At 62.3% G+C, this 26,134-nt stretch carries 23 protein-coding genes; all 23 read left to right on the top strand.

The genetic code is table 11. The features are described 5' to 3' along the window. Window positions 1-3 precede the first annotated feature (3 nt). The 23 genes from alaS to G557_RS0100750 all read left to right on the top strand — a co-directional run bounded on the left by alaS (window position 4) and on the right by G557_RS0100750 (window position 26,123). Window positions 4-2,667, top strand: coding sequence for an alanine--tRNA ligase (alaS, locus tag G557_RS0100860; protein WP_028244598.1), 2,664 nt, complete (start codon window positions 4-6; stop codon window positions 2,665-2,667). After that, window positions 2,664-3,131: a Holliday junction resolvase RuvX gene (gene ruvX / locus G557_RS0100855; protein ID WP_028244597.1), complete on the top strand. Its 468-nt coding sequence runs from the start codon at window positions 2,664-2,666 to the stop codon at window positions 3,129-3,131. Before alaS ends, ruvX begins: the two co-directional genes overlap by 4 nt. Continuing rightward, a complete protein-coding gene (gene mltG, locus G557_RS10750; protein ID WP_036960230.1) occupies window positions 3,128-4,213 on the top strand; it encodes an endolytic transglycosylase MltG in 1,086 nt (361 codons plus the stop codon). Before ruvX ends, mltG begins: the two co-directional genes overlap by 4 nt. Further along, window positions 4,210-5,085: a shikimate dehydrogenase gene (locus tag G557_RS0100845; RefSeq protein ID WP_028244596.1), complete on the top strand. Its 876-nt coding sequence runs from the start codon at window positions 4,210-4,212 to the stop codon at window positions 5,083-5,085. The genes mltG and G557_RS0100845 overlap by 4 nt, the downstream gene beginning before the upstream one ends. Before the next feature lie 5 nt (window positions 5,086-5,090). Then, complete coding sequence (aroC, locus tag G557_RS0100840; RefSeq protein WP_028244595.1) at window positions 5,091-6,311, top strand: chorismate synthase; 1,221 nt, start codon at window positions 5,091-5,093, stop codon at window positions 6,309-6,311. Further along, on the top strand, window positions 6,305-6,811 hold the full coding sequence (locus G557_RS0100835) for a shikimate kinase (protein WP_028244594.1): 507 nt from the start codon (window positions 6,305-6,307) through the stop codon (window positions 6,809-6,811). Before aroC ends, G557_RS0100835 begins: the two co-directional genes overlap by 7 nt. Beyond that, window positions 6,808-7,917, top strand: coding sequence for a 3-dehydroquinate synthase (gene aroB, locus G557_RS0100830; RefSeq protein WP_051223983.1), 1,110 nt, complete (start codon window positions 6,808-6,810; stop codon window positions 7,915-7,917). Before G557_RS0100835 ends, aroB begins: the two co-directional genes overlap by 4 nt. Further along, the gene (locus tag G557_RS0100825; RefSeq protein WP_084626876.1) at window positions 7,914-8,432 is read left to right on the top strand and encodes a type II 3-dehydroquinate dehydratase; all 519 of its coding nucleotides are present in this window, start codon (window positions 7,914-7,916) and stop codon (window positions 8,430-8,432) included. Before aroB ends, G557_RS0100825 begins: the two co-directional genes overlap by 4 nt. A gap of 527 nt (window positions 8,433-8,959) precedes the next feature. Beyond that, the gene (gene efp / locus G557_RS0100820) at window positions 8,960-9,523 is read left to right on the top strand and encodes an elongation factor P (protein ID WP_028244591.1); all 564 of its coding nucleotides are present in this window, start codon (window positions 8,960-8,962) and stop codon (window positions 9,521-9,523) included. Continuing rightward, entirely contained in the window at window positions 9,523-10,050 is a 528-nt protein-coding gene (gene nusB / locus G557_RS0100815; protein WP_051223981.1) for a transcription antitermination factor NusB, read from the top strand. The genes efp and nusB overlap by 1 nt, the downstream gene beginning before the upstream one ends. A 5-nt stretch (window positions 10,051-10,055) precedes the next feature. Then, window positions 10,056-11,252 (top strand): dual-specificity RNA methyltransferase RlmN, encoded by a 1,197-nt coding sequence (gene rlmN, locus G557_RS0100810; RefSeq protein ID WP_036960226.1) that lies wholly within the window; start codon window positions 10,056-10,058, stop codon window positions 11,250-11,252. Window positions 11,253-12,090: 838 nt separating this feature from the next. Continuing rightward, window positions 12,091-12,354, top strand: a complete 264-nt coding sequence (locus G557_RS0100805) for a ribbon-helix-helix domain-containing protein (RefSeq protein ID WP_028244588.1) — start codon at window positions 12,091-12,093, stop codon at window positions 12,352-12,354. 474 nt (window positions 12,355-12,828) lie between these two features. Beyond that, window positions 12,829-13,275 carry a helix-turn-helix domain-containing protein gene (locus tag G557_RS0100800; RefSeq protein ID WP_028244587.1) on the top strand — a complete coding sequence of 149 codons (447 nt, stop codon included), beginning with the start codon at window positions 12,829-12,831 and terminating at the stop codon, window positions 13,273-13,275. 3 nt (window positions 13,276-13,278) lie between these two features. Further along, window positions 13,279-13,500: a hypothetical protein gene (locus tag G557_RS0100795; protein ID WP_028244586.1), complete on the top strand. Its 222-nt coding sequence runs from the start codon at window positions 13,279-13,281 to the stop codon at window positions 13,498-13,500. Window positions 13,501-14,253: 753 nt separating this feature from the next. After that, window positions 14,254-15,105 carry a type IV toxin-antitoxin system AbiEi family antitoxin domain-containing protein gene (locus tag G557_RS0100790; RefSeq protein ID WP_028244585.1) on the top strand — a complete coding sequence of 284 codons (852 nt, stop codon included), beginning with the start codon at window positions 14,254-14,256 and terminating at the stop codon, window positions 15,103-15,105. Between the two features lie 296 nt (window positions 15,106-15,401). Beyond that, window positions 15,402-17,060 (top strand): GspE/PulE family protein, encoded by a 1,659-nt coding sequence (locus tag G557_RS0100785; protein ID WP_245542736.1) that lies wholly within the window; start codon window positions 15,402-15,404, stop codon window positions 17,058-17,060. Then, window positions 17,047-18,639, top strand: a complete 1,593-nt coding sequence (locus tag G557_RS10745) for a type IV pilus twitching motility protein PilT (protein WP_245542735.1) — start codon at window positions 17,047-17,049, stop codon at window positions 18,637-18,639. Before G557_RS0100785 ends, G557_RS10745 begins: the two co-directional genes overlap by 14 nt. A 21-nt stretch (window positions 18,640-18,660) precedes the next feature. Next, on the top strand, window positions 18,661-19,893 hold the full coding sequence (locus G557_RS10740) for a type II secretion system F family protein (protein ID WP_051223979.1): 1,233 nt from the start codon (window positions 18,661-18,663) through the stop codon (window positions 19,891-19,893). Between the two features lie 195 nt (window positions 19,894-20,088). Further along, the gene (locus G557_RS14350) at window positions 20,089-20,538 is read left to right on the top strand and encodes a prepilin-type N-terminal cleavage/methylation domain-containing protein (protein ID WP_051223977.1); all 450 of its coding nucleotides are present in this window, start codon (window positions 20,089-20,091) and stop codon (window positions 20,536-20,538) included. Window positions 20,539-20,775: 237 nt separating this feature from the next. Continuing rightward, entirely contained in the window at window positions 20,776-21,543 is a 768-nt protein-coding gene (locus G557_RS0100765) for a hypothetical protein (RefSeq protein ID WP_156877036.1), read from the top strand. Further along, on the top strand, window positions 21,540-22,388 hold the full coding sequence (locus G557_RS0100760) for a PilW family protein (RefSeq protein WP_028244582.1): 849 nt from the start codon (window positions 21,540-21,542) through the stop codon (window positions 22,386-22,388). Before G557_RS0100765 ends, G557_RS0100760 begins: the two co-directional genes overlap by 4 nt. 10 nt (window positions 22,389-22,398) lie before the next feature. Beyond that, a complete protein-coding gene (locus tag G557_RS0100755) occupies window positions 22,399-25,299 on the top strand; it encodes a hypothetical protein (protein ID WP_028244581.1) in 2,901 nt (966 codons plus the stop codon). Next, complete coding sequence (locus G557_RS0100750; RefSeq protein WP_028244580.1) at window positions 25,299-26,123, top strand: prepilin peptidase; 825 nt, start codon at window positions 25,299-25,301, stop codon at window positions 26,121-26,123. The genes G557_RS0100755 and G557_RS0100750 overlap by 1 nt, the downstream gene beginning before the upstream one ends. Window positions 26,124-26,134 lie beyond the last annotated feature (11 nt).

Here is a 26,134-nt window from a genome sequence, read left to right as displayed (position 1 = left end):
GATATGTACACAGCTGAGATCCGTCAGCGCTGGTTAGATTACTTCGCCGGCAAAGATCACACGATCGTCCCGTCCGCGTCACTGATCTCAGATGATCCGTCGCTGCTGTTCACGGTCGCCGGCATGGTGCCGTTCATCCCGTATCTCACGGGTGCGGTGCCAGCGCCATATCCGCGTGCCGCCGACTGCCAGAAGTGCATTCGCACCAACGACATCGAAGAGGTCGGCAAGACCGCCCGGCACGGCACGTTCTTCCAGATGCTCGGCAACTGGTCGTTCGGCGACTACTTCAAAGAGGGCGCCATCACCTACGCCTGGGATCTGCTCACCAAGTCTGAGGCCGACGGCGGCTACGGCTTTGACGAGAAAGATCTCTGGGTCACTGTCTACGAAGACGATGACGAAGCCCACGACCTGTGGCGCAACATCGCCGGTCTGCCAGAGCAGCGCATCCAGCGGCTTGGCCGCGAAGACAACTACTGGTCGACCGGTCAGCCCGGCCCGGCTGGGCCATGCTCTGAGATTTACTACGACCGCGGCCCCAAATATGGGCAGGATGGTGGCCCGGCAGTTGACGACTCACGGTTCCTGGAGATCTGGAACCTGGTGTTCATGCAGTACTCGATCGACAACGTGCGCTCCAAGACCGAGTTCGACATCACCGGTGAGCTGCCACACAAGAACATCGACACCGGCATGGGGCTCGAGCGCGTGGCGTTCGTCAAGCAGGGCGTCGAGAACATGTACGAGACCGATCAGGTGCGCCCGGTGCTTGATCGCGCCTCTGAACTGTCGGGTGTGCGTTACGGTGCCCGCGACGGCCATATCGATGACATCCGGCTGCGTGTGGTCGCCGACCACGTGCGCAGCTCGCTGATGCTCATCAACGATGGCGTGAGCCCGAGCAATGACGGCCGCGGCTACGTGCTGCGTCGTCTGATTCGTCGCAGCGTGCGAGCCATGCGTCTGCTCGGTGTGCACGAGGCCGTGCTGCCCGAGCTGCTGCCGGTGTCGAAAGACGCTATGCAGGCGGTTTACCCCGAGCTGGCCACCAACTTTGATCGCATCTCGCAGATTGCGTACAACGAAGAGAATTCGTTCTTGCGCACGCTCGATGCGGGCACCACCATTCTCGATCTGGCCATCGACCAGACGCAGAAGGCCAAGCAGCACACCCTGTCTGGCGACACTGCCTTCACGCTGCACGACACGTATGGTTTTCCGATCGACCTCACGGTCGAGATCGCCGAAGAGGCGGGGCTGAGCGTCGACCGTGACTCGTTCGCCGAGCACATGGCCGAGCAGCGCAACCGTGCCAAGGCCGACGCCAAGTCGAAGAAGACCGGCAACGTCGATCTCGACGTCTACCGGCAGTTCCGTGCCCTGGGCGAGACCACATTCTTGGGCTACGACACATTGGCCACTGAGTCGAAGGTCATTGGCTTGGTACGCAACGGCGTCAGCGTGCCGGCGGCCAGCGCTGGTGAAACTGTCGAGGTAATTCTCACCCAGACTCCGGTGTACGCCGAGTCGGGCGGTCAGGCCGCCGATCACGGTGTGCTGCGCGGGTTGGGCTTCGAAGGCGAGATCATCGACGCTCAGAAGCCGGTGAAGGGGCTCGTCTCGCATGTGGTGCGCGTGGGGCAGGGCACCATCGCCGTCGACGATACGGTTGACGTGTTCGTTGACGGCACCCGCCGACTCGAATCAGCTCAGGCCCACTCGGCCACCCACTTGGTGCACGCTGCGCTGCGTCAGCTGCTCGGGCCCACGGCGGTGCAGTCGGGCTCATACAACAAGCCGGGCTTCATGCGTCTCGACTTCGCCTGGAACAACCGGCTGTCGAAAGAGACGGTCAGCGAGATCAACGACATCTGCAACCAGGCCGTGCGAAACGACTTGCACGTCAGCGCCGAGATCATGGGCCTCGACGAGGCTCGGGCATCCGGCGCCATGGCGCTTTTCGGCGAGAAGTACGGCAACGAGGTGCGTGTGGTGCAGATCGGCGGCCCGTGGTCGCGTGAGCTGTGTGCCGGCACGCATGTGGCGCACAGTTCGCAGATCGGGCTGGTCAATCTGGTCTCTGAGTCGTCGGTGGGTGCCAGCGCTCGGCGTCTGGAGGCGCTGGTCGGTCTTGATGCCGTGGCGCACAGCAACGCGCAGCAGCAGCTGATCACCGATCTGGCCACCTCACTGAAGACCAAACCCGACCAGTTGCAGCGTCGTGTCACCGATCTGGTGGCCGAATTGCACGCGGCACAGAAGCAGGTGCGTGAGCTCACCGCGGCCCAGGCTGCCGCACAGGTGCCGACTCTGCTGAGCCATGCTGCCACACTGGGGCGGTTCACCGCAGTGGTCGAACGTGTCGATGTGGCCGATGCGCAGTCGCTGCGTGATCTGGTCACCAAGGTGCGTGAGCAGCTGCGCGACAGCGCCGGCATTGTGGCGCTGGCTGCGGTCATCGACGGTCGCCCTCAGGTGGTTGTTGCTACCACGGCACCCGCGCGCGAGCTCGGGGCCGCTGCGGGCCGGCTGGCCAAGACGGCTGCGGCACGTCTCGGCGGCGGTGGCGGTGGCAAGGCCGATCTCGCTCAGGGTGGCGGCACCGATGCGCAGGCTGTTGACGCGGCGCTCGAGGCCGTGCGCTCTGAGGTGCGCGAGGGGTGAGTCTCACCGCGCTGCTCGGCATCGACGTGGGCAAGGCGCGCATCGGCGTGGCTGCCTGCGATCCGGGGCGCATGCTCGCCTTTCCGGTAGAGACGGTCGAGCGCGACGACGCCGAGCGTTGGGTGGGGCGAATCGCCGAGCTGGCCGAACAGTACCGTGCCGGCGGGCTCATCTGTGGACTGCCCGTCAACCTGCATGGCGAAGACACCGACTCGACCAGAGATGCCAGAATGGCCTGTGGTCGTCTCGTTGAGGCGACCGGGCTTGAAGCGTGGCTGGTCGACGAACGCATGACCACGAACGTGGCTGCACGTCAGCTGCAACCCTCGAAACGCAAGCGCGGCAGGCAGCGCTCGGTGATCGATCAGGCTGCGGCCGTGGTCATCCTGCAGCAGGCCCTTGACGTAGACGAACGCACCGGCTCACTGCCGGGCACCCGAGTGACGAAAGGCGAGAGCGCATGAGCAGACATGGCACCAAACGCAGCCGGGGGCGGCGCATCGGCACCCTGGTGGTCGTGCTCATTGTGCTCGCTGGCTTTGCCTTCGGCGCGTACTTCGCCGTGCAGGCGCTGCGTGATGCGCTCGACGACGGCGACTACGACGGCAGCGACACCGGCAGCACACCGATCACCTTCGTGGTGCGTGACGGCGAGTCAGGCACCACGATTGCCGAGAACTTGGTCGACCAAGAGATCATCAAAAGCTACAAAGGCTTTCTGAAGACGTATAACGAGATCTCTCCCGAGCCGGTGTTCCACCCCGGTGCCTACACGCTGTACACGCATATGAGTGCCGCAGATGCCATCGCCGTGCTCGGCGACGAGGCCAATCGCATCGACATCAAGGTGACCATTCCCGAGGGCTACCGCCTGACGCAGATTCTCTCGCTCATCTCTGACAAGGCCGACATACCGCTCGCGAAACTGCAGGCCGCAGCCGCCGATGTCGACAGCTACGACGTGCCGCAGAAGGCTAAAGACAACAAGACGCTCGAGGGCTTCCTGTTTCCGGCGACCTACACAATCGACCCCGAACAGACCCCCGAAGAGATCATCACCATGCTGGTCGACCGTGCCAATCAGGCCCTTGACGAGCATGGGGTAGAGGGCGACGACCTGCGCTACGAGGTGATGACCAAGGCAGCCCTCGTGCAAACCGAGGCCGGCCGGGTCGAGCTGATGGGCAAGGTCGCCCGGGTGTTCCAGAACCGCCTCGACCAGGGCATGAAGCTCGAGTCTGACGCATCGGTGTCATACGGCACCGGGCGCACCGACTCGGTGTATCCCACCCAGGCTGAGATCGACGATACCTCGAACCCGTACAACACTCGTGCGAATGCCGGCCTGCCGATCGGCCCGATCAGCAACCCCGGAGACGATGCCATCGCTGCGGTGCTCAACCCCACCCCGGGCGACTGGCTGTTCTTCGTGACCGTCAACCTCGAGACGGGCGAGACCGTATTCTCGACCACCTACGCCGAACACCAGGCCGCCGTGGCGCAGATGAACGAGTGGCTGGCCGCGCACCCCGAGTACAACCAGTGACCGGGCAGCCGCAGCGCCGGCTGGCTGTGCTGGGCAGCCCCATCGCGCACTCGCTCTCACCCGTGCTGCATCGTGCAGCCGAGCAGCAACTGGGTCTGCTCTGGCACTACGACCGTGCCGAGGTGGGCTCTGGCGAGCTGGCGGCATTTCTCGCCGGACTCGACGAACAGTGGCTCGGGCTGAGCCTGACCATGCCCCTCAAACGTGAGGTGCTGCCCCTGCTTGACACAGCCACACCCTTGGTGACTGAACTCGGGGTGGCCAACACCGTGCGGTTCGATGCTGTCGAAGGCACCCGCCGGCTCAGCGGAGCCAACACCGATGTGTGGGGCATTGTGCAGGCGCTGCGTGAGGCCGCGGTGCACCACGCCGACCAGGCGGTGGTGCTCGGCGCCGGAGCCACCGCCCTCAGCGCCGTGCGGGCCCTGGCCGAGCTGGGGGTGCAGCGCGTGCACGTGCTGGCCCGTCACCCCGAGCGAGCCAGCCAGCTGATCGATCAGGCTGCGGGCTTTGCGGTCGAGGTGAGTGCGCATCCATTGGCCGATGAGGTGCGTATCGACGCCCCCGTGCTGGTGTCGACGCTGCCACCGCGCGCAGCCGATCATCTGACCGTCACAGCGGATGCCCCAGTCGCCACCCTGCTCGACGTCGCCTACGATCCGTGGCCGTCGCGCCTGGCCCGCACGTGGGCGGCGCAGGGGCATGTGGTGGTCTCGGGGCTCGAGATGCTGCTGTGGCAGGCGGTGGCGCAGAACCGATTCTGGCTCAACGATGACGAGACCGAACCGCTGCCCGACGAGGCTCAGGTGGTGGCTGCGATGCGGCAGGCCCTGGCCGAGGCGGGGCATGTCAGTGGCGGTGTGGGAAGATAGAGCTTATGTTGCGCTGGCTGACTGCAGGTGAATCCCATGGCCCCGAGCTGATTGCTCTGATCGAAGGGCTGCCCTCGGGCGTGCCCGTGACCCGAGAGCAGATCGCCGACGATTTGGCCCGGCGCCGACTGGGCTACGGCCGCGGCGCACGCATGAACTTCGAGCAAGACGAGCTGTCACTGTCGACGGGCATTCTGCACGGTCGCACGGTGGGCAGCCCGATCGCGATTCGCATCGGCAACACCGAGTGGCCCAAGTGGCGTGAGGTGATGACCCCAGACCCCATCGACCGGGCCACACTCACCGGCGGCCGCGGCGCCGCACTCACGCGCCCGCGCCCCGGCCACGCCGACCTGGTGGGCATGCAGAAATACGGCTTCGACGAGGCACGCCCCATTCTCGAGCGGGCGAGCGCACGTGAGACCGCTGCACGCGTGGCGCTGGGCGCCGTGGCGCGCGCCTTCTTGGGTGAGCTGGGCATTCGACTGGTCAGCCACACCACAGCCATCGGCGGGGTGGCCGCTCCCGAAGACGCGCCGCACCCGCATCCTGACGACGTCGCCGCCCTCGACGCCGACCCGGTGCGCTGTTTCGACGCCGACACCTCGGCACGCATGGTCGAGCGCATCGACGAGGCTCACAAATCTGGCGACACCCTGGGCGGTGTGGTCGAGGTGGTCGCCTACGGTGTGCCGGCCGGCCTCGGCTCGCATATTCAGTGGGATCGCCGCCTCGATGGGCGCCTCGCCCAGGCACTGATGGGCATTCAAGCCATCAAGGGCGTCGAGGTGGGGCAGGGCTTCGCGCTCGCCGGCACCCCGGGCTCGGTCGCACACGACGAGATCGAGCCGGTCGACGTCGACGGCACGCAGCGCATCGGCCGCGCCTCCAACCGGTCCGGCGGCATCGAGGGTGGCATGTCGACCGGGCTGCCGCTGTGGGTGCGTGCGGCCATGAAACCGATCGCCACGGTGCCGCACGCGTTGCGCACGGTCGATGTCACCAGTGGCGAGCCCGCCCGTGCTCACCACCAGCGTTCTGACGTGTGTGCGGTTCCGGCAGCCGGCGTGGTCGCCGAGGCCATGGTGGCACTCGTGCTGGCCGAGGCCGTGCTCGAGAAGTTCGGCGGCGACCAGATCGCCGAGACCAAGCGCAACCTCGAGAGCTATCTGGCCGCCATCCCGGCGAATCTGGCCACCTCGAGCGAGGTCGACGGCGCATGGTGACGGTGCTGATCGGCCCGCCCGGTGTGGGCAAGTCGAGCATCGGACGACGCCTTGCCGCCCGGCTCGGCGCACCGTTTACCGACATCGACGAGCAGATCGTGGCCCGGCACGGGTCAATTCCCGAGATCTTTCTGCATGACGGCGAAGCCGAGTTTCGCCGCAAAGAGGCTGCGATCGTCGCCGAGGTGCTGGCCGCCGGCACCGACGACGCCGTGGTTGCCCTCGGCGGGGGAGCGCCCCTGACTGAGTCGACCCAGCAACTGCTGGCCGACCACTTTGTGGTGCTGCTCGACGTCGACGCCGAGCATGTGGGGCCGCGCATTCGCGGCGGCGAGGGCCGCCCACTGCTGGCCGAGGGGCTCACCTCGTGGCAGCGGCTCTATGACGAACGTCGCGACGTATACGCCGGCCTGGCCGACACCGTCGTCGACACCAGCGAGCACAGCATCGACGAAGTCGTCGCGGCTGTGACCGAACGAATCCCGAGGAGTCTCGCATGAGCGCATCCACCGACATCGTCGACACCGTCAACACCGTGCAGGTCGGCGGCGACCGCCCCTACCCGGTGCATATCGGTCACGGGGTGCTGGCCGGGCTGGCCGACGCCATTGGGCCAGCGGTGCGCAAAGCACTGATCGTGCATCAGCCCACCTGCCAACTGCTCGCCGAACAACTGCGTCAGCAGCTGCACGACCAGCTGGGCGGGCGCGTCGAGGCGCTGCTGGTCGAGGTGCCCGATGCCGAAGACGCCAAGCGCGTCGAGGTTGCCGCCTTCGCCTGGCAGGTGCTCGGCCAGGCCGACTTCACCCGGTCAGATGTGATCATCGGGCTCGGCGGCGGCGCGGTCACCGACTTGGCCGGTTTCGTGGCAGCCACCTGGCTGCGCGGGGTGCAGGTCATTCAGATTCCCACCTCGGTGCTCGGCATGGCCGATGCCGCAGTAGGCGGCAAGACCGGCATCAACACCTCTGAGGGCAAGAACTTGGTTGGGGCGTTTCACACACCGGCGGCAGTGTTCGCCGACACCGAGACGCTGGCCAGCCTGCCCCGCAACGAGCTGCTCACCGGCTACGCCGAGGTGCTCAAATGCGGATTCATCGGGCACAACACCATTCTCGACATCGTCGAGGCCGACACCGAGGCGGCGACCACGCCCGGCACGGCTGCGTTTCTCGACGCGCTGACCCAGGCGGTGACGCTGAAGGCCGAGGTGGTTTCGGCCGATCTGCGCGAGGCCGGCCGACGCGAGATTCTCAACTACGGGCACACCTTGGGCCACGCCATCGAGTATGCCGAGCGCTACCAGTGGCGCCACGGAGCCGCAGTTTCGGTGGGCATGGTCTTCGCCGCGCACCTGGGGCACCTCACCGGGCATTTGAGCGAGGCCGGGGTCAACCGACACTACAGCGTGCTTGAGCGCCTGGGGCTGCCCACCACGTACCGGGCCGGTGCCTGGGATCAACTGCTGGCCGTGATGCACCGCGACAAGAAGGCCCGCGGCGAGGTGCTGCGCTTCATCGTGCTCGACGACATCGGTCGCCCGGTGGTGCTCACCGGCCCCGAACCCGACCTGCTGTTCACTGCCTACCAGGAGATCGCCGAATGAGCGAGCACTCCCCCTCCGTCGAGCAGCTGCAACGTTCTGCCGCGCACCCCGACGCGCCACTGTCATCGCAGGTTCTGGTGCTCAACGGGCCCAACCTGGGCGCGCTCGGGGCACGCACCCCGGAGGTCTACGGCACCACGACGATGGCCGAGCTGGCCGAGATCGTGGCGAGTGTAGCATCCGACCGCGGGCTGACCGCCGAGGTGCGCCAAACCGACGACGAGGCCGAGCTGATCAGCTGGATCTACGAAGCGATCGCCGACCGCCGCCCGGTGGTGCTCAACCCGGCGGCGTTCACGCACTACTCATACGGGCTGGCCGACGCCGCGGTGCAGCTGCCCGAGGCCGGCGTGCCACTGGTCGAGGTGCACATCTCGAACCCGGCTGCGCGCGAGTCGTTTCGCCACCGTAGCGTGATCTCGGCCGTGGCCACGGGCACTATCGCAGGCTTCGGGCTCGACTCTTATGTGCTGGCGATCGAGGCGATCGCGCGCATTCGGGGGCAGCGGGGCTGAGGCGGCTGCGCGATGCCGCCCCGTGCGGCGTGATGTCTGCAGGGCGCGCGGATGCGCTGCCGACTTTGCGCCTCGGGTGCCGGCTTTCGCGTGGCCGCGGACGGCTTTCGAACATGTACACGCAATCGACACATCCTGCGAACGTGTCGATTTTCACGCCCGATTTCGACACGAGGGTCTGTTTCAGCTTTGGTTGCCTGTTTTCCTTATGCTGTTTGCAGTTGGTCGATGGGTTGTCTCGTATTCGAGTGAGGTCGACTTCTGAGCGTGCTCGTTGTCGACGTCGACGGTTGTCGGTGCCGACCGCTTGCATCGACTGGACCAGACCATGAGTGGCCAGAACGCGCTGGAACTTTCGTGCCCGCTAACGTTGTGAATACTCGTTGTGATGCCCACATGCGTCGACCGTCGCTCCAGGGGCACGACGAAGCACCTACAGCGCATCCATCGCAAAAGGCGTAAAATAGGTGAGGTGCCCGAAATCTGCGGGCAGAAACTTCCGAACGCAATCGACGAATGGGAACATTGTGGCAACGACCAACGACCTGAAGAACGGCCTTGTGCTGAAAATCGACGGCAACCTCTGGACCGTCATCGAGTTCCAGCACGTGAAGCCGGGCAAGGGCGGGGCGTTCGTGCGCACCAAGCTGAAGAACGTGCTCACTGGCAAGGTCGTCGACCGCACCTTCAACGCGGGCACCAAGGTCGAGACCGCCACCGTCGACAAGCGCGACATGCAGTACTCGTACAAAGACGGCGACGACTTCGTGTTCATGGACAGCTCCGACTACGAGCTGATCACGCTGCCTGCCGCCGTTGTGGGCGACGCAGCCAACTTCCTGCTCGAGAACCAAGACGCCACCGTGGCCTTCCACGAGGGCGAGGCCCTCTACGTCGAGCTGCCCGCATCTGTGGTGCTCGAGGTGACCTACACCGAGCCCGGCCTGCAGGGCGACCGCTCGAGCGCCGGCACCAAGCCCGCGACCCTCGAGACCGGCTACGAGATTCAGGTGCCCCTGTTCCTCGAGACCGGCACCAAGGTCAAGGTCGACACCCGCACCAGCGAGTACCTGGGCCGCGTGACCGACTGATGGCCATCGTCGAGCCCACGTCGTCGTCCCCCAAAGACGACCTGAGCCGCCCGTTCAGCGGGCGCACGCTCGCCCGTCAGCGCGCCGTCGAGGTGCTCTACTCTGCCGATCTGCGAGGCAAGGGCATCCCCGAGGCCGTCGAAACCTGGCTGACCAACGCCCGCGGCAACCTCGAGCAGCATCGCCCCGCCAACGAGAGCGAGTCGGTGCGGCGCGTGCGCGCCCGCGAACAGCTGGATGCCCTCGACAGCTACCAGTACGCCCGCACCATCGCCGTGGGCGTCGACGAGCACCTGCAGACCATCGACGAGCTCATCTCGAGCTTCGCCAACGGCTGGACCATAGAGCGCATGCCGCGCGTCGACGTCGCGATTCTGCGGGTCGGCGCCTGGGAACTGCTCTACAACGACGAGGTGCCCGCCCCGGTGGCGATCTCCGAGGCCGGAAAACTCGCCGCCGAGCTGAGCACCGCCGACTCGTCGCGCTTCATCAACGGCGTGCTCAACGGTGTCGCCGCGGGAGCCTGACAGTCATGTCGCAGATCCCTCGAAACGGAACCCCACCCGTGCAGGTGCGACCGCGAGCCGAAGGCTGGACGCAGGCCCGGCATCCTGACGGCCGACCGCTGCTGCAGTTCGGCGAGGGCCGACGCAAGCAGCCGGCCAAGCACCTGGCCGACCTCGATCTTGCGGGTCGCAAAGCCTGGCTGGCCGAGCTGGGGCAGCCCGCGTTTCGAGCCAAGCAGCTGTCGGTGCACTACTTCGAGCACGGAGTCACCGACCCCGCGCAGATGACCGACCTGCCCAAGGCCGGCCGCGAAGAGCTGGTCGCGCAGGTGCTGCCGCCGCTGCTGACCGAGGCGCGCAGGCTGGTCACCGACAAAGGCGACACCATCAAGTTCTTGTGGCGGCTCTACGATGGGGCGCTGGTCGAGTCGGTGTTGATGCGGTATCCGAATCGCATCACGCTGTGTGTGTCGAGCGAAGCTGGCTGCGGCATGAACTGCCCATTCTGCGCCACCGGTCAGGCGGGGCTCACCCGCAACCTCTCGGCGGCTGAGATTGTCGAGCAGGTGGTGCGCGCCAACCAGGTCATCGCCGCTGGCGAGTTGGCCGGGGCCAAGCGCCCGGGCGAGCGCGTCACCAACATCGTGTTCATGGGCATGGGCGAGCCGCTGGCCAACTACAAGCGCGTGATGCAGGCCGTGCACCGCATGGTCGACCCGGCGCCTGAAGGCCTGGGCATGTCGGCCCGGCACGTCACAGTGTCATCGGTCGGCTTGGCGCCGGCCATTCGCAAGCTCGCCGATGAGGATGTTCCCGTCACCTTCGCGCTGTCTCTGCACGCGCCTGACGATGAGCTGCGCGACGAGCTGATTCCGGTGAACAGTCGCTGGAAGGTTGATGAGGCGCTCGATGCCGCGTACCACTATTACGAGGTGACTGGGCGGCGCGTGTCGATCGAGTACGCCCTGATCAAGAACATGAACGACCATGGTTGGCGTGCCGACCTGCTGGCCCAGAAGATCAACGAGCGCGGGCATGGGTGGGCGCATGTCAACCCGATTCCGCTGAATCCGACGCCCGGGTCAGTCTGGACCAGCTCTGACCCCGAGGTCACCCGCGAGTTCATTCGTCGGCTCGAGGCGGCCGGGGTCGCTGCCACACTGCGTGACACCCGCGGCAAAGAGATCGACGGGGCCTGCGGGCAGCTGGCCGCCGCGGAGTAGGGCGTTCGCTCGGGGCTTTGCCCAACTAGGCTGCACGTTTTGCGGCGCGGTGCCATAGTGCGCAGCCAGCACTCACGTTTCTTAATGGTGCTGTACCTTCCTGCCCTGCGATCGTGCATGTGTTCTGGTGGTGCTGTGCCGTTCTGCCCAGTGATCGCTCACGCTTCTTGGTGGCGCTGCACCGTCCTGCCCAGTGATCGCTTACGTTTCTTGGTGGTGCCGTACCGTCCTGCCCAGTGATCAGGTGATGTGGACCTGGTTGTGCTGGGGGAGTTTAGCCCTGAGGCCCGCGTTTGTAGGGGTTGCACAGCCAGCAGCAGTGCGTCGCCAGCGATCGCTGGGCAGGAAGGTACAGCTCCGCCTGGCACCTGCAGTGGTCACTGGGCAGGAAGGTACAGCTCCGCCTGGCACCTGCAGTGGTCACTGGGCAGGAAGGTACGGGGCCACGTACACCGCGCGTCAGCTATACAGACACAACCACCGTGCCACTGGGCAGGAAGGTACAGCTCCGCCTGGCACCTGCAGTGGTCACTGGGCAGGAAGGTACAGCTCCGCCTGGCACCTGCAGTGGTCACTGGGCAGGAAGGTACAGCGTCTGCCCGCACCTAACGTGTTCGCAGGCCAGGAAGGCACGGCCCTGGGCACACCTGTTACCCGCGCTCAAGGCACCCCGCACCACGGCGCGCAGCCCGAACAGCCGCGCAAACAACACCGGAAGGTATTCCGGTATATTGCGGCTGCCGTGCTGCCATGAGTAGCTGCCACGTACCGTTTCCGTTGACGGGTGGCCAAAGCCGCATTTGCTGCGCTGAACAGAGTTTCGTTATACGATTTAGGCATGGAGAGCGACCAGAGGATCAACGGTGTTCCGGTAACTGAGGAACAGATTGAAGCGTGGGCAGCGGAGGCCGAAGCTGGTTTTGATGTCGACGCGCTGAAAAAGCGCGGCCGTGGGAGACCGGGGCGAGGTGCACAGCCATCTCAGGTCATCGCGCTCCGACTGACAGAGGAAGAACTTGCCAGCGTAGATGAACTGGCGGCACGTGAGGGAACGAGTCGGTCAGAGATTATCCGCAAGGCTCTGGCCCGATTTGCTGCGTGAAGATTCACCCGTCTGCGCGAAAACATGGCATTGCCGACGATGATATTCGTCAAGCTTCTGCCTCTCCTTTGTGGATCGAAGAACTTGAAGAAGACAATCCCTCTCGGCAGCTCCGGCTCGGATTTGATACGCAGAGTCGGCTCCTAGAAACCGTCGTTCTGACATTCGACAACGGAAACGAGCTGGTTATTCATGCGATGAAAGCTCGTCCACATCTTCTCGACTTACTTCCTTAGCCGACTGGCTGTCTCATGTCTCTCGGTGAATGCTGAGGCGGAAGGACTTCCGGGCACTGCACAGGTTTCAGGTGAGTGCTGGCATCGGCCGGCAGTCGATCAGTCTGACATGCGAAACCGAGTTTCTGAAGGGTCACAGTCTTGTGGCCTGTGCATCTCTTGACCAACTGTTCGCAGCGTGCAGTTACACTTATATGTGTAAGGCGACGTGGTTTCGACTTCGAAAGTGGAGAGCATTATGGAAACTGTAGTTCTGGAAGCTCAAGATAAAAGCTCAATCTTCGTTAATGATCAGTTACGGTCAGAAGCTAGCGGTGTCATCGATCACGTGCGAGATTTGACTCTAACTCTTAGTATTCGAGTCGCTGGCGATGAATTCGCTCTACCGGCTGAGCTGACTGGCGTTCTCATGAAAGTGGTCGACCACATGGCCTCCGGCGCTGGGATTGTAATCACCTCTATGCCAGACGAGTTGACTACATCAGTGGCCGCAGATTTGATTGGAATATCTCGGCCAACACTGATGAAGCACATTCGCGCCGGGGAAATCCGCAGTCACCGAGTCGGAACACACACGCGGCTTTCTCCGCGTGATGTCTTTGCCTTCAAGCGTGGCATCGAGCTCAAGAGGCGTGAAACGCTGGCCAAGTTGCTTGCTGCGAGCGATGAGCTCGGCGAAGAGTGACCGGTGGGTGCAGTAGCGCGCGTGTTCGTTGATGCGAACATTTTCTATTCAAAGACGTTGAGAGATTGGCTCTTCCATCTGCGGCAGGAAACAGGTGGAACCATGTTCACTATCTACTCAACGGAAGATGTGATGAGTGAAGTCAGCTATGAGAAGCGCCGCCAGTTCAATGAAGCCAACGGCAGGGTGATCGTGCAGCTGGTGGACCAAATGCGGGACAGCTGAGATGCTGGCTCGAGCGGAATGACTCGCCCAAGCTTGCGGAAAGGCTGCGTGCGGCAGGGTGTCCACGATTTGCCGAACGCGTCGAAGGCCATTTGAAACAGTTGTCGGGTATTCCTCGCAGTAGTGCGGTCGCATCCTCCGGGATGCATCGCTCTTGACGCACTGTTCGCAGCGCGGGGTGCATCACTTGACGTCGAAGCCTCTCGATCCTGCGAAAGGGCGCGTCCGTGAACCTGACTCGAACTTAACGTCTCGCCCTTAGCGGTCAGGCGTTCCGTACTGTCTTGCCCCGTGATCGTGCATGTGTTCTGGTGGAGCTGTACCTTCGTGCCCAGCCAACACTCGCGTTTCTTGGTGGTGCTGTGCCTTCCTGCCCAGTGACCAGGTGATGTGGCTCGGTTGTGCTGGGGGAGTGGGGCTCTGTGGCGCGCGTTTGTGCGGGTTGCTCAGTCAGCAGCGGTGCGTCTGCCAGCGGTCACTGGGCAGGAAGGTACAGCAAGCCTGCAGCTATTAGCGATCACTGGGCAGGAAGGTACAGCCCCGCCCGGCACCTGCCAGCGGTCACAGGGCAGGAAGGCACGGGGGCACCTACACCACGCGTCAGCTATACAGACGCAACCACCGCTCCGCTGGGCAGGAAGCCCCACCCCACCCCGCGCACCGGTTCTGCACAGCCACGTACCAGGCACCAATCTCTCCACAACCGCGCGAATCCGGGTGCGGGCACCCCGCAGCCCCGCTGCACTGAAAGGCATGCATCCAACAGAAGTCATCATTCACATCGTCGACGCAGCCGGCGGCGCCGCCCGCCGCGAACACCTGCTCAGCCACGGCGTCACCCGCAGAGCCCTGCAGCGCGCCTGCGAGCAGGGCGCCATCGTGCAACCCGCCCGCGGCATCTACGCACTGCCCGGTTGCGATCGCGACGTCAGGCTCGCCGCCGACCACGGCGCCCTGCTCACCTGCCTGAGCGGTGCCCGTCGCGCCGGCCTCTGGGTGCGGCCCGCGGTCGCCCCGGTGCACCTGGCCTGCCACCGCCACACTCTCGCGCCCGTGCCGACGCACCGCCTCAACGGGTTCGCTGGCTCGGCCGCCCACCCCTGGGCCGCACCCACCATGGCCATCGTCGTGCACGCGCTGCGCTGCCTGCCCGAACTCGACGCGCTCATCGTGGCTGAATCGGCGGTGGTGCTGGGGCACGTGCAGCTCGACGATCTCTTTGCCTATTTCGACGGCCGCAGGGATGCCCCAATCCGCGCCATCCTCGCCCTCATCGATCCGAAGTCGCAGTCAATTGTCGAGACCATTCTTCGGTATGCGTGCCAGCGTGATCGGCTCGGGGTCGAGACTCAAGTGTGGGTGCCAGGGCTCGGTCATGTTGACCTGCGCATCGAGGGCTGGCTCTACACCGAGGTGCATGGCGAGAAATATCACAACGATGCACAGCAGTGGGCCGAAGATCTGCGGCGGGCCAACGTCGCCGCGCTGCAAGCGCTGCCGCTGCTGCAGTTCACTGGACGTCAGGTGCTCAACGAGCGCGACTTCGTCATGCGCGTCATCCACCAGGCGATCGGGCAGCGGCATCGCTGGCGCACGACCCTGTGACCTGTACCGAACTGCCCACCGATCAACCCGTGCACCCGTCAACACCCGCCCAGCAGCCCCCTCCAACCGCCGAAACAAGCACCACCGACCACACTCCCACACCTGTCACCGCCGATCACTGGGCAGCAATGCACACCACCACACGCAAGCATCGCCCTACCACTTGCCCGCCCACGGCTGGCGCGGCGCGCCGAGAAGGCTGCCCGACGTTTGTCGGAGAAGTCTGCAGACCGCTAAACTGAGTGCGTCACGGTGCCGACTCCGTGACTGGGGAAGGTCGACTCATGCTCTCACTGGTGCCTGACCTGCTCGTGCGCGGAGCGCTGACCGAGCAGGAAGCGCGAAGCGTGCCCGTCACCGTACGTGGCACCCCGAAAGAGGCGCAGTGGCTCACCGAACATACCAAGGTCAAATCAGCTGACCTGGCGCAGGTGATCGCAGCCCGCGAAAACCTCGAATACGTTGATCTCGACCGGGTGCGCATTGACTCGTCTGCCGTGTCGATGGTGCCCGTCAACGTGTGTCGCAGACACGTCGTGTTGCCCATCGCGATCAGCGACCGTGGCCGCATCGTGCTCGCGATGCAAGACCCCACCAACGTGCTCGCCATCGACGACGCGCAGATGTCTTCGGGCCGCCCAATCACCCCAGTGGTCGCCGGCGCCAACGAGATTCTCGCGGCGATCAACAAGTACCACCGCTCCGACAAAGAGCTCAACGCTCTCACCAATGCCCTGAGCGAAGAGGTGCAGAGCCGCCACACCGAGACCGACACCACCGGCGCCGACGATGACTCTGCGCCTATCGTGCGCGTGGTCAACCTGCTCATCAATCAGGCCATTCACGATGGGGCGAGCGATATCCATATTGATCCGGGTGAGCGCCAGACCGTGGTGCGCTACCGCGTCGACGGCATTCTGCACGAGGTGCAGCGTTCTGACTCTGATATTCACAGCGGCATCGTCTCGCGTCTGAAGATCATGGCGGGCATGAACATCGCCGAGAAGCGCGTGCCGCAGGATGGCCGATTCTCGGTTTCCACCGGCGATCGCAAAGTTGATCTGCGTGTGGCGACCTTGCCCACGGTGTGGGGTGAGACGGTCGTCATGCGTCTGCTCGATGCCAAGAGTGCCCCGGTGACGCTCAACGATCTGGGGTTCGAGCCTGATCAGCTGCAGACCTTCAACAAAGCGATTCACACGTCGCACGGGTTGGTGTTGGTGACTGGCCCCACCGGTTCGGGTAAATCGACCACCCTCTATGCGGCCCTGCGTGAGGTGGCTACCCCCGAGGTGAACGTCATCACCGTCGAAGACCCGGTCGAGTTCCGATTCGCCGGCATCAACCAGGTGCAGGTCAATGCCAAGGCCGGCATGACCTTCGCGGCGGCGCTGCGCTCCATTCTGCGTGCCGACCCCGACATTGTGCTCATCGGTGAGATTCGAGACGAAGAGACCGCGAAGATCGCCATCGAGGCCTCGCTGACCGGCCACCTTGTGCTCGCCACACTGCACACCAACGACGCCGCCAGTGCGGTGACTCGTCTGGCCGAGATGGGCGTCGAGCCCTACTTGGTGTCGTCAGCGCTCACCGCGGTGGTCGGCCAGCGACTTGTGCGTCGGCTGTGCCAGTATTGCCGCGCCGAGACCACGATGCCGCTTGACCAGGCACGCCAGGTGGGCATCGCCACCGCAGACGACTTCGAAGATCTGCACATCTACGAGGCCAAAGGCTGCTCGCGATGCCAGGGCAGCGGTTACCGCTCCCGTATGGGTGTGCACGAGATCATCGAGATGTCGCCGGCTCTGTCGAAGATGACGCTTGAGGGCGCCGGAGCAGGCCAACTGGCCGAACAGGCCTGGTCAGAGGGCGCCACATCGATGCGCCGCGACGGCTGGACGAAGGTTCGTGAAGGGTTCACCACAATCGAGGAGGTGCTGCGTGTCGTCTCTTGACTCGTATCAACAGAATGGTGCCGGGGGAGAGTCATCAGGGGAGCGCGTCTTCTCACTCGACGATACCGGCGCTTCAGATGCCTTGGCGCGGCTGGAGGCCATTGCTCGGCGCGCTCGCGAAAAGGCTGAGCAGTGGAGCATGCCAGAAGAGCCCATCGACATCTCACCGGCCGAACCGCTCGAGCAACTCGCACCATACGATGTGACGCCGTCGTCCATTGCAGAGCCTGAGCCTGCACCGGTGCAGGCTCAGGCACCGGCGCCGCAGCCGGTCGTCGAACCCGAGCCGCAGCCGGTGCACCAGTACGTGGCGCCGGCACCCCAGCCCGTTGTCGAGCCGACCGCGGTGGCTGAGCCCGAACCCGCACCTGCCGCAGCGCCTGCGCCGGCAGCTGAGGTAGAAGAAGAGGCCGGGTTCGCTGCGCAGGCCAGCACTCCAGAAGCAGACAAGGTGGTGCAGCAGCGCGACCAGCAGCGGCTTCGTGCGGGCCTCGAACAGTCGATGCATCCTGCGCTGCACGAGTGCCTGCGGCTGGTCATCGAACGTGGCGGCTCTGACCTGCATCTCGGTGTCGACGTGGCACCGAGCTTTCGCATCGACGGTGACTTGGTGCACCTGCCAGAGCAGAGCGAACCGTGGCCGCATGAGCGCCTGCACGAGGTGGTCAAGTCGATTCTCACGCCTGAAGAGTTCAAGCAGCTCGTTGACGAGCTCGAGCTCGACCTCGCGATCGACTACGACGAGAACTACCGCTTTCGTGTGAACCTTGCCTTCGACCGCTTGGGTGTGGCCGCCGTGCTGCGTCTGATTCCCAATGAGGTCAAGAGCCTGCGCGATCTCAATATGCCCGAGTCGTTATACAAGCTGGCCGACATGCCTCGCGGGCTGGTGCTGGTGACGGGGCCGACGGGCTCTGGTAAATCGACGACCTTGGCGGCGATGATTGACCGGGTCAATGAAAGCCGGGCCTGCCACATCCTGACCATCGAAGACCCAATTGAGTACGTGCATAAGGCCAAACGCGCGGTGGTCAACCAGCGCGAAGTGGGCCGCGACACCAAGTCGTTCAACGAGGCTCTGCGCCGCGCCCTGCGTCAAGACCCCGATGTGATTCTGGTCGGCGAGCTCCGTGATCACGAGACCATTCAGGTTGCGCTCACCGCAGCCGAGACCGGTCACCTTGTGCTCTCAACCCTGCACACCCAAGACAGCGTGCAGACGGTTGACCGTATCATCGACGTGTTTCCGGCCGCACAGCAGGGGCAGATTCGCACCCAGTTGGCTGGCACACTGCGCGGTGTGGTCTCGCAGACACTGCTCAAGCGCGTCGGCGGTGGCCGAGTAGCCGCCAGCGAGATTCTGCTGGGCACCAGCGCCGTGGCCAACATGATCCGCGAAGGCAAGACCCACCTGCTCTACACTGCGCTGCAGGCCGGGTCGCAATACGGTATGCACACGCTCGACCAGAACCTTGCCGAGCTGGTGGGCACCGGTCAGGTGGAGCGCTCCGAGGCAGAGGTCTATGTGAAAGACCCGCAAGCGTTCCGCTCGCTGCGCAACCGCATTTCGAACTACTGAGTCTTCTGAAGGAGTAACCGCATGGCTGAGGAATCCGAGTTTCGGTATGTCGGGCTCGACCGACGCAATAAGAAGGTCAAGGGCAGCATCACGGCGGCCAATGAGGATGCCGCGGCCAACAAGCTGACGAGCATCGGTGTGCTGCCCACCAGCATGACCGAGATTGAGCACACTGGTCTCAACAAAGAGATCAAAATCCCCGGCTTCGGCGGAGGGGTCAAGCTCGGCGATCTGGCACTGCTTTCCCGACAGATGTCAACGCTGGTTGCTGCCGGTCTGCCGCTGGTCACGGTGCTCAACATCACCAAAGATCAGATCGAAAACAAAACCGTGCGCGAGGCGGTCGACGGTGTGCGGCTGCAGGTCGAGCAGGGTGTGTCGCTCTCCAGCGCGTTCGGGCAGTATCCAAAAGTGTTTCCCGACCTGTTCGTGCAGCTGGTGACGGCTGGCGAGGTCAGCGGTAACCTTGACATTGCGCTCTCTGGCATCGCCGACTCCTATGAACGTCAGGTAAAACTGCAGTCGGAGATCAAAGGAGCGATGACCTACCCTATAGTCGTGCTCGTGATCGCGATCCTCGCGGTCATCGGCATCACGTGGTTCATCGTGCCGATCTTCCAGGACATGTTCGAGCAACTGGGCGGAGAACTTCCACTGCCTACGCAGGTATTGGTCAATCTCAGCCACGTCATGCCCTGGCTCGGCCCACTCATTATCGTGGTGAGTGTGGCGGGCATTATGCTCTACAAGGCCAATAGTGACAACCCGAAACTCCGGCACATAGTTGACCCGATTGTGCTGAAGACCCCCGTCTTTGGTGAGCTCGCGCGCAAGGTCGCGATCAGCCGCTTTATGCGCAACCTGTCGGTGCTCTCGCGCGCCGGTGTTTCGCTCACGCAATCCTTGAACACCGTGGCCGGTACGGCGGGCAACGCCGTAGTCGAAGACGCCATTGCGCGTATCAGCACGGCGGTGAGCAACGGTGAGTCGTTCGCCTCAGCTATGCGTGCCGAAACGGTCTTTCCGAACACAGCAGTGCAGATGGTTGCGGCTGGTGAGGCCTCGGGTGAACTCGACAGCATGTTGAGCAAAGTCGCCGGCTATTACGATCAAGAGGTGCAGTCGGCAACGGAACGACTGACGGCCATGATGGAGCCAATAATGATCGTGGTCATCGGTGTGATCATCGGTGGCATGGTGGTTGCACTCTACCTGCCGATGTTCCAGATTAACTCGATGGTGGGCAATGCCTGACAAGTGCGCGGCGAGGCATATTACCTGATAGGTATGTGCAGCCTTGGCTTACTCGTGTCGTGTCGAAAAAAAGTCATCGAGAATTCGCCTTTTCGGCGGATTTCTCCTACACTTGTTGGTGTACAGCGTAGAGCTGTGCTGGTGTCACCAACTTCGGCTGGCGCCATGGAATATGAGAGAATCTAGGGGATTCTTATGAAGAAGTTGGCCAATGCAATGGCTGCCCGTTCCAAGGCTCTGCGTGAGCGAGGCGACGATCAGAAGGGCTTCACGCTGGTCGAGCTGCTCGTCGTTGTCGCGATCATCGCGATCTTGGCGGCAGTCGCTATCCCGCTGTACATGAACTCGCAGAATTCTGCTCGGGAATCCGCCGTCAAGAGTGCACTGCAGAGTGTGCAGAACACAATTGCAGCAGATTCAGTTAGCACTCCATCTGAAACCCTGACAGCGGCCATTTCAAAGGCGGGTTACAGCGCCACTGCAACCGGCAATGGCATCACGATCACTGCTGCAGATGCGGATAAGGACAAGAAGTTGTCAGAAATTACCGGTGCCTACACGCTCACTGGCACTCAGAATAATACTACGGTGGTTATGAAAGTAGCTGAAAACGGCGAGATCACGTACACAACGACTACTAAGTAGTCCAGTCGTGTGACCAGCGCTTGGGGGTGGCATTAGGCCATCCCCAAGCGCTTCCTGTCAAAAGCTCAACTTCATACACATGGCGGTGTGCAGGGCGTGTGAGTCTTTGAAGAACGTGCGGTGATGCTGATCATGCAAAGTAATGTGCATTCTCTCTTGGAGGGGCTCCCAGATCGGTTTATATCGAATCCGCAACGAAAGCTTCGTGGAAGTATCTAAAACTGTGAGGCGGAGTCAGTGAGCACAGCATCCCAGGGGAAGCCCCGCCGGCATCTGAGACCGGCGGACGAGCGCCAGCACGGTATCTCCTTCACTGAAGTGATCATTTCGCTGGGTATCTTGTCTTTGGTCGCAATCTTCATCGTCCCGGCCATTCTTTCGGTACTGAACCTCACCCGCATCAGTGCGGCCACATCAGCTGCGAGCACCTTTGCCTCTGGCCAGGTCTCTGGCGTCATGGCCACCGCAAACTCCAACGACGTCGATGCTTCGAACACCTCGGGTGCTTCGACATATACGTGCGGCACCACACTGCAGAACATTGCGATCATCGCCAATCAAGCATTCTCGACCGGTACCGACAAGGAGAAGAGCAGCTACGTATTGAGCGAGGGCCAAGCCAATGACGAGCGCCTAAAGACGCTCTTCGGCCCAGAGGGGGGATTGATTTACAACAGGGCGGAGCACCCGGCATTCGTCGGTGTGCGCGATTTCGGTGGCCGTGCTGGCAAGCTGTATATCGAGCAGAACGTGACAGTCTCATTCCCCGGAGCAGATGATCCAATTAAGAATCAGTCGATCGCCGCCAGCACAGATTCTGAGAACACAAGATCGGTAAACTCGCTGTGCGCGCCGACGGTGACCGTTGAGAAATGCAACTCAACTACCACCTGCAGCATTGGTTGGCTGGAGTACACCGTCACGGTGAAGCTTGACAGCGCTGACGGCACTGAGCTCACCTCGCAGCATGCCGTGGTGCCGGTTCGCGTGGGAGGTATCTCATGATCACCACGCGGGTTCGGGCAGTCGCGGCCAGGCTTCGCGAGCGATTCGGCGGTGACACGCAAGCAGGCATCACCTTGGTGGAGCTGCTGATTGCTGGAGCATTCACCGTAGTTGTGCTGGCTGTCGCGGGCGGCCTCATGATCTCGTCGATGCACGTTGACAGTACAGTTACTCGCACGAGCAACATGAACACTCAAGCGAGCGTGCTTTCGCGGTCATTGCAGCAGCAACTCGGCAACGCGGTGCTCGTGCAGACGGCCCCAAAACCCACTGACAGCGTGTCTGCGCGAGACGGCGTGCAGTACCTCTCGGCATTCGTCACCACTGACGGCGCAGCCAGCGACCCTGATGCCACAAACAACGACCAGGTGACCATTACCTCGGTGACGGGCACCTGTCGGGTGTGGGCCTATGTGCCCTCGGAACATGCCGTCTTCGTGCGCGACGCTTCTGCCGCGCAAACGGTCACCGTAAGTGTTGAGGGCACGAAGATCGATCACCCGGTTGACGCCATCGACGGCGACGATATGAGCGGGTGGCGGAGAGTCGCTGGGGGCACAGTCGACGGCAGTAATAATCCAGATGTGGCCTCGATTGACCCAGTGGAAGACGGTTCGCTGATTTTTACCGAGCAGGAACAAGCGACTTCGGTAACTGCATCGACTGGAGCCGAACAGCTCAGTGCCGTGCGACTGCACTACTCGATCAGCACACAGACGTGGCGAAGCAGCTCTGCCTCAACTGCGATCACAATGGATTCTAGATTCTCGACCGGCACGGCTCTCTCAATAGCGGGCACGACCATTCGGTGGGATGCCAATGCATCTTGCCTGGGAAGCAGATAGGTGAACACTCATGAAGCTCTTTCGCAAGCATCATCGCAGCTGGCTCCGCACCTTCGCTCCAAGCGACCTGCGAGACCCAGAATCGGGCATCGCGCTGCCAACGGTCATCCTACTGCTGGCGATCACCTCGCTGATCGTTGGGTCGGTGGGGTCTACGGCACTGGCGGCCAACGGCGTGGCAGAAGCAGCCAAGGCCGAGTCTGAAGCGACCTCGCAGGCGAATGCGGCGCTCGACTTCGTTCGCAGCGCGATCGTGAGCGGGCAGATCTCGACGTCGACCCTTCAAGGGGTCGAAGCAGCCAAAACGAATGATGATGACTCTGAGCATGTCTATCGTGCGGGAACAGACCTGCTGCATGATCTGAGTGGAATCAGTGCGCCTGATTGGCTCTCCAACGCACATGTGTATGCCACAAACAACACCTGGCAGAACGCACAGGATGCTCACGATGACACAGGAGCTGCGGCACCGCTCGAGACCGATACGTTCACACTTTCTCTTATTTCTGAGGCGACGGTAACCAGCACCGCTCTGTCGATGCGCACTCGAGACCCGGTGACGAATGCTACGACTGCGGATATCGTGGTGCAGCCTTCGCGCGGAGGCACGACGGTCGACTGCACCAGCGATCCGACGCTCTTTGGCTGCGTGAACGGCGAAGACACCTATATCAGCCGTGGTGATACGAACCTGATCAACACTACTTTTGGCACACGTGACCCCAACGGTACAGGCGCCGATACTGCCAACCCCGACGTGAACGTCTACGTCGACGGCAACCTTGACGGCTGTATGGGCACCGATGTGCAAGGCACATTGACGGTGACAGGGGATGCGACGCTGGGGACCAAGGACATCATCTATAAGGGTTCTGGGAGGTATAAGACTCCTGACTTGGACAAGATGAAATGTAACGTAGCTCAGAGCATTACAGTTCAGGGCAATTTGACTGTTAAATCCCCTTCTGGAGCTGGACTAGTTACAGAGTACGGGTCAACGGTTAATGTCGGTGGCAACCTCTATCTTGATGGCAACTTCAACATCGAAGGTGATGTCAAGGTTGATGGTGACATCATCTCGATTTCTGAGGGTGACACGGAAGTCAATTACGCGGCCAGCGTTTATGCAGGTGGCAGCATCAAAATGGCCGGAAAATTCACCGTAGGCGAAGACTTGGTTGCCAAAAAAGACGTCACTGTTGTGTGGAGCAGGACTGCCTGTACTGGCGATAACTGCGGCTACAACGTCAAAAGAAATGTGGTCTCGCTAGAAGGGTCTGTATACGCAACCAGATTCTTGGTCGCCTCTGGTGGATCGATCTGGGCGAAACAGAATGTGATGTTGAGACGTGTCACTGTTTACGGTGGAAATGTTACCGCGCAGACCGGCTGGGTCAGCCTACAAAACCTCAAAGATGGACAAGAAGTCACAGGTAGCGGTTATACATCAGGGTATTGGAATAATGATCAAGTGCATGGTGACGTTTGGGCAGGAAATGGCTTGTATTACGCTCACTCGAATGCGTACAGCTCACGTGCGAACCCGACTGTTTATGGCAACGTCTATGTACTGAATGGCAATGTTCAATATGGCGATCCATATCCTTACATCTACTGCGATACCCCAGAGAATCCATCTATCTGTGATTCGGATGCTGCAACTCATCAGAAATTCTCAATCCCTGATGGTGGTGCCTCTTTCATCGGTCAGACGGGGCTCGGGCAGCTGCAGACCCAGAGCAACTCTGTCACATTGGTGGCTCAAAACGGCATCCACGCGTATAACAACACCTCGGCGCTTCCGTATAACTATTGGAGTGGGAGTCACTACGGCGACGTGACCGACGGGACTGGATCCTCTCTTTCATCGCGACGTTCGTGCGCGGCGACGAGCCCTAGCCCCACGAACGTTGGATGGCGGGACTCACTACCGGCCTGTGGTGCTGCTCCAGTCGTTTCTGACGTGGATCTTGGTATTCTGCACCTGCCGGACGGCTGGGACACGGTGACAACTGTCGAAGAGCAGAAGAAGCAGCCAGTGATGACCAAGAAGTACATTCTGCAAGAGTCGACGCTGGCGACCTGGAAGAAGTACTACTTCGCTGATGAAAAGCGCAAAGACACTTCGAACTCGTGGTACCGCGGCGCGACTTATCTCGGTACCTGTACCGATCTTGCCGGCAGCCTGCTCAACGCAGTGGGCTCTCAGGGGTGGGACAAGACACAGAATGTGATGCTCATTGCTGACTGTGAACAGCCGCTGACCGTCGACTCCACAACGATCACGTCAACGTTGGATCGCATCCGTCAGACTCAAGATGTCGCCATAGTCTCTGATCGCGGCTTCAGGATGCTGTCGAGCGGCACCGAGTCAACCGCGATGAATCCCAACCACAACCTCTACCTGCTAGTGCCCACTGATTACAACGATCCGGGCTCTGACGACTATGCCAGCCAAACGAACTACTGCGTAAAGCCAAAAACTGATGATGACGGCAACATAGTGAAGGATGCGACGGGCGACACGATGACCCAAGTGGTCTACGACCCGACGAAGAACCCCGACGGGCATACGGTCTTCTCTGATACGCAGCTCAGTGAGGCAGACGGACCCAACGGGGTCATCAAGTTTGGCGGTCAGGGCGACTTCGTATTCTCTGACGAAATCAACGTCTATGCATTCACTCCATGCACTGTCGATTTGAATGACAATGTGGCCTTCCGCGGCAGCATCGTTGCGGGCATGACGTACATCAGAGATGCCGTCGACAATCGCCAAGTCTGGTTTGTGCCCAGCATGGACATGCCTGCAAAGGTCATCAATGGCACCGGCACCGGACTGCCCAGCAATGACGGCAAGCTCTACGCAGCGCGTGTGCAGGTCATCAACCGCCTGACCAAGGACGAGTGATGACGGTTCTCATTGCTCTGGCGGCTGTGCTCGGGTTGGTGATCGGCTCATTCCTCAATGTGGTGATCTACCGCCTGCCCGACAAACAGTCGCTCTCGCAGCCGGGCAGCCACTGCATGAGCTGCGGTCATCGGCTGGCTTGGTGGGAGAACATCCCGCTGCTGAGCTGGCTCGCTCTGCGCGGTCGGTGCCGTAGCTGCGGCACGCGCATTTCGGTGCAGTATCCGGCGGTCGAAGCGCTCACCGCAGTGCTCTTCGGCGTTGCCGCCTACACCGTGGGTCAGCCCATCGTCGAGGCAACTGACCCGGCGCAGATCATCGCCGCAGTGGCCGTGCTGCTTGCTGCGCTGTGGTTCATAGCGGCAGCCATCGCGCTGGCCGCGATCGATCTGCGCACGAAGCTACTGCCCAACAGAATCATCTATCCGAGCATCGTGGTCATCGCAGTACTTGAAACGGTGGCGGCAATGTTCAGCGGTGCATGGGGCAACCTGCTCACCGTTGTGCTCGGCTTGGTAACTATTGGTGGGCTCTACCTGCTCGTCGCCTTCATCTCACCACGTGGCATGGGCCTTGGCGATGTGAAGTACGCCGCCCTGATCGGCCTCACTCTCGGGTGGCATGGGTGGGGAATGACCGTGACCGGCATCATCCTGCCGTTCTTAATCGGTGCAGTCGTTGCCATCGTGCTGCTGCTCGCTCGGCGTGCGGGCCGTAAGACCGGCATTCCGTTCGGCCCATCGATGAGTCTCGGCGCCACGATCACACTGCTGTGGGGTAAGCCCCTGCTCACCTGGTATCTCGCCCTTTGGGGGCTAGCCTGATGAAAGCCAAC

This window comes from Pseudoclavibacter soli DSM 23366 (genome assembly GCF_000423505.1).
Lineage (GTDB): Bacteria > Actinomycetota > Actinomycetes > Actinomycetales > Microbacteriaceae > Pseudoclavibacter_A > Pseudoclavibacter_A soli.
Note: the sequence above shows the minus strand (reverse complement) of the source record. Positions and strands in the feature narration are given on the sequence as shown.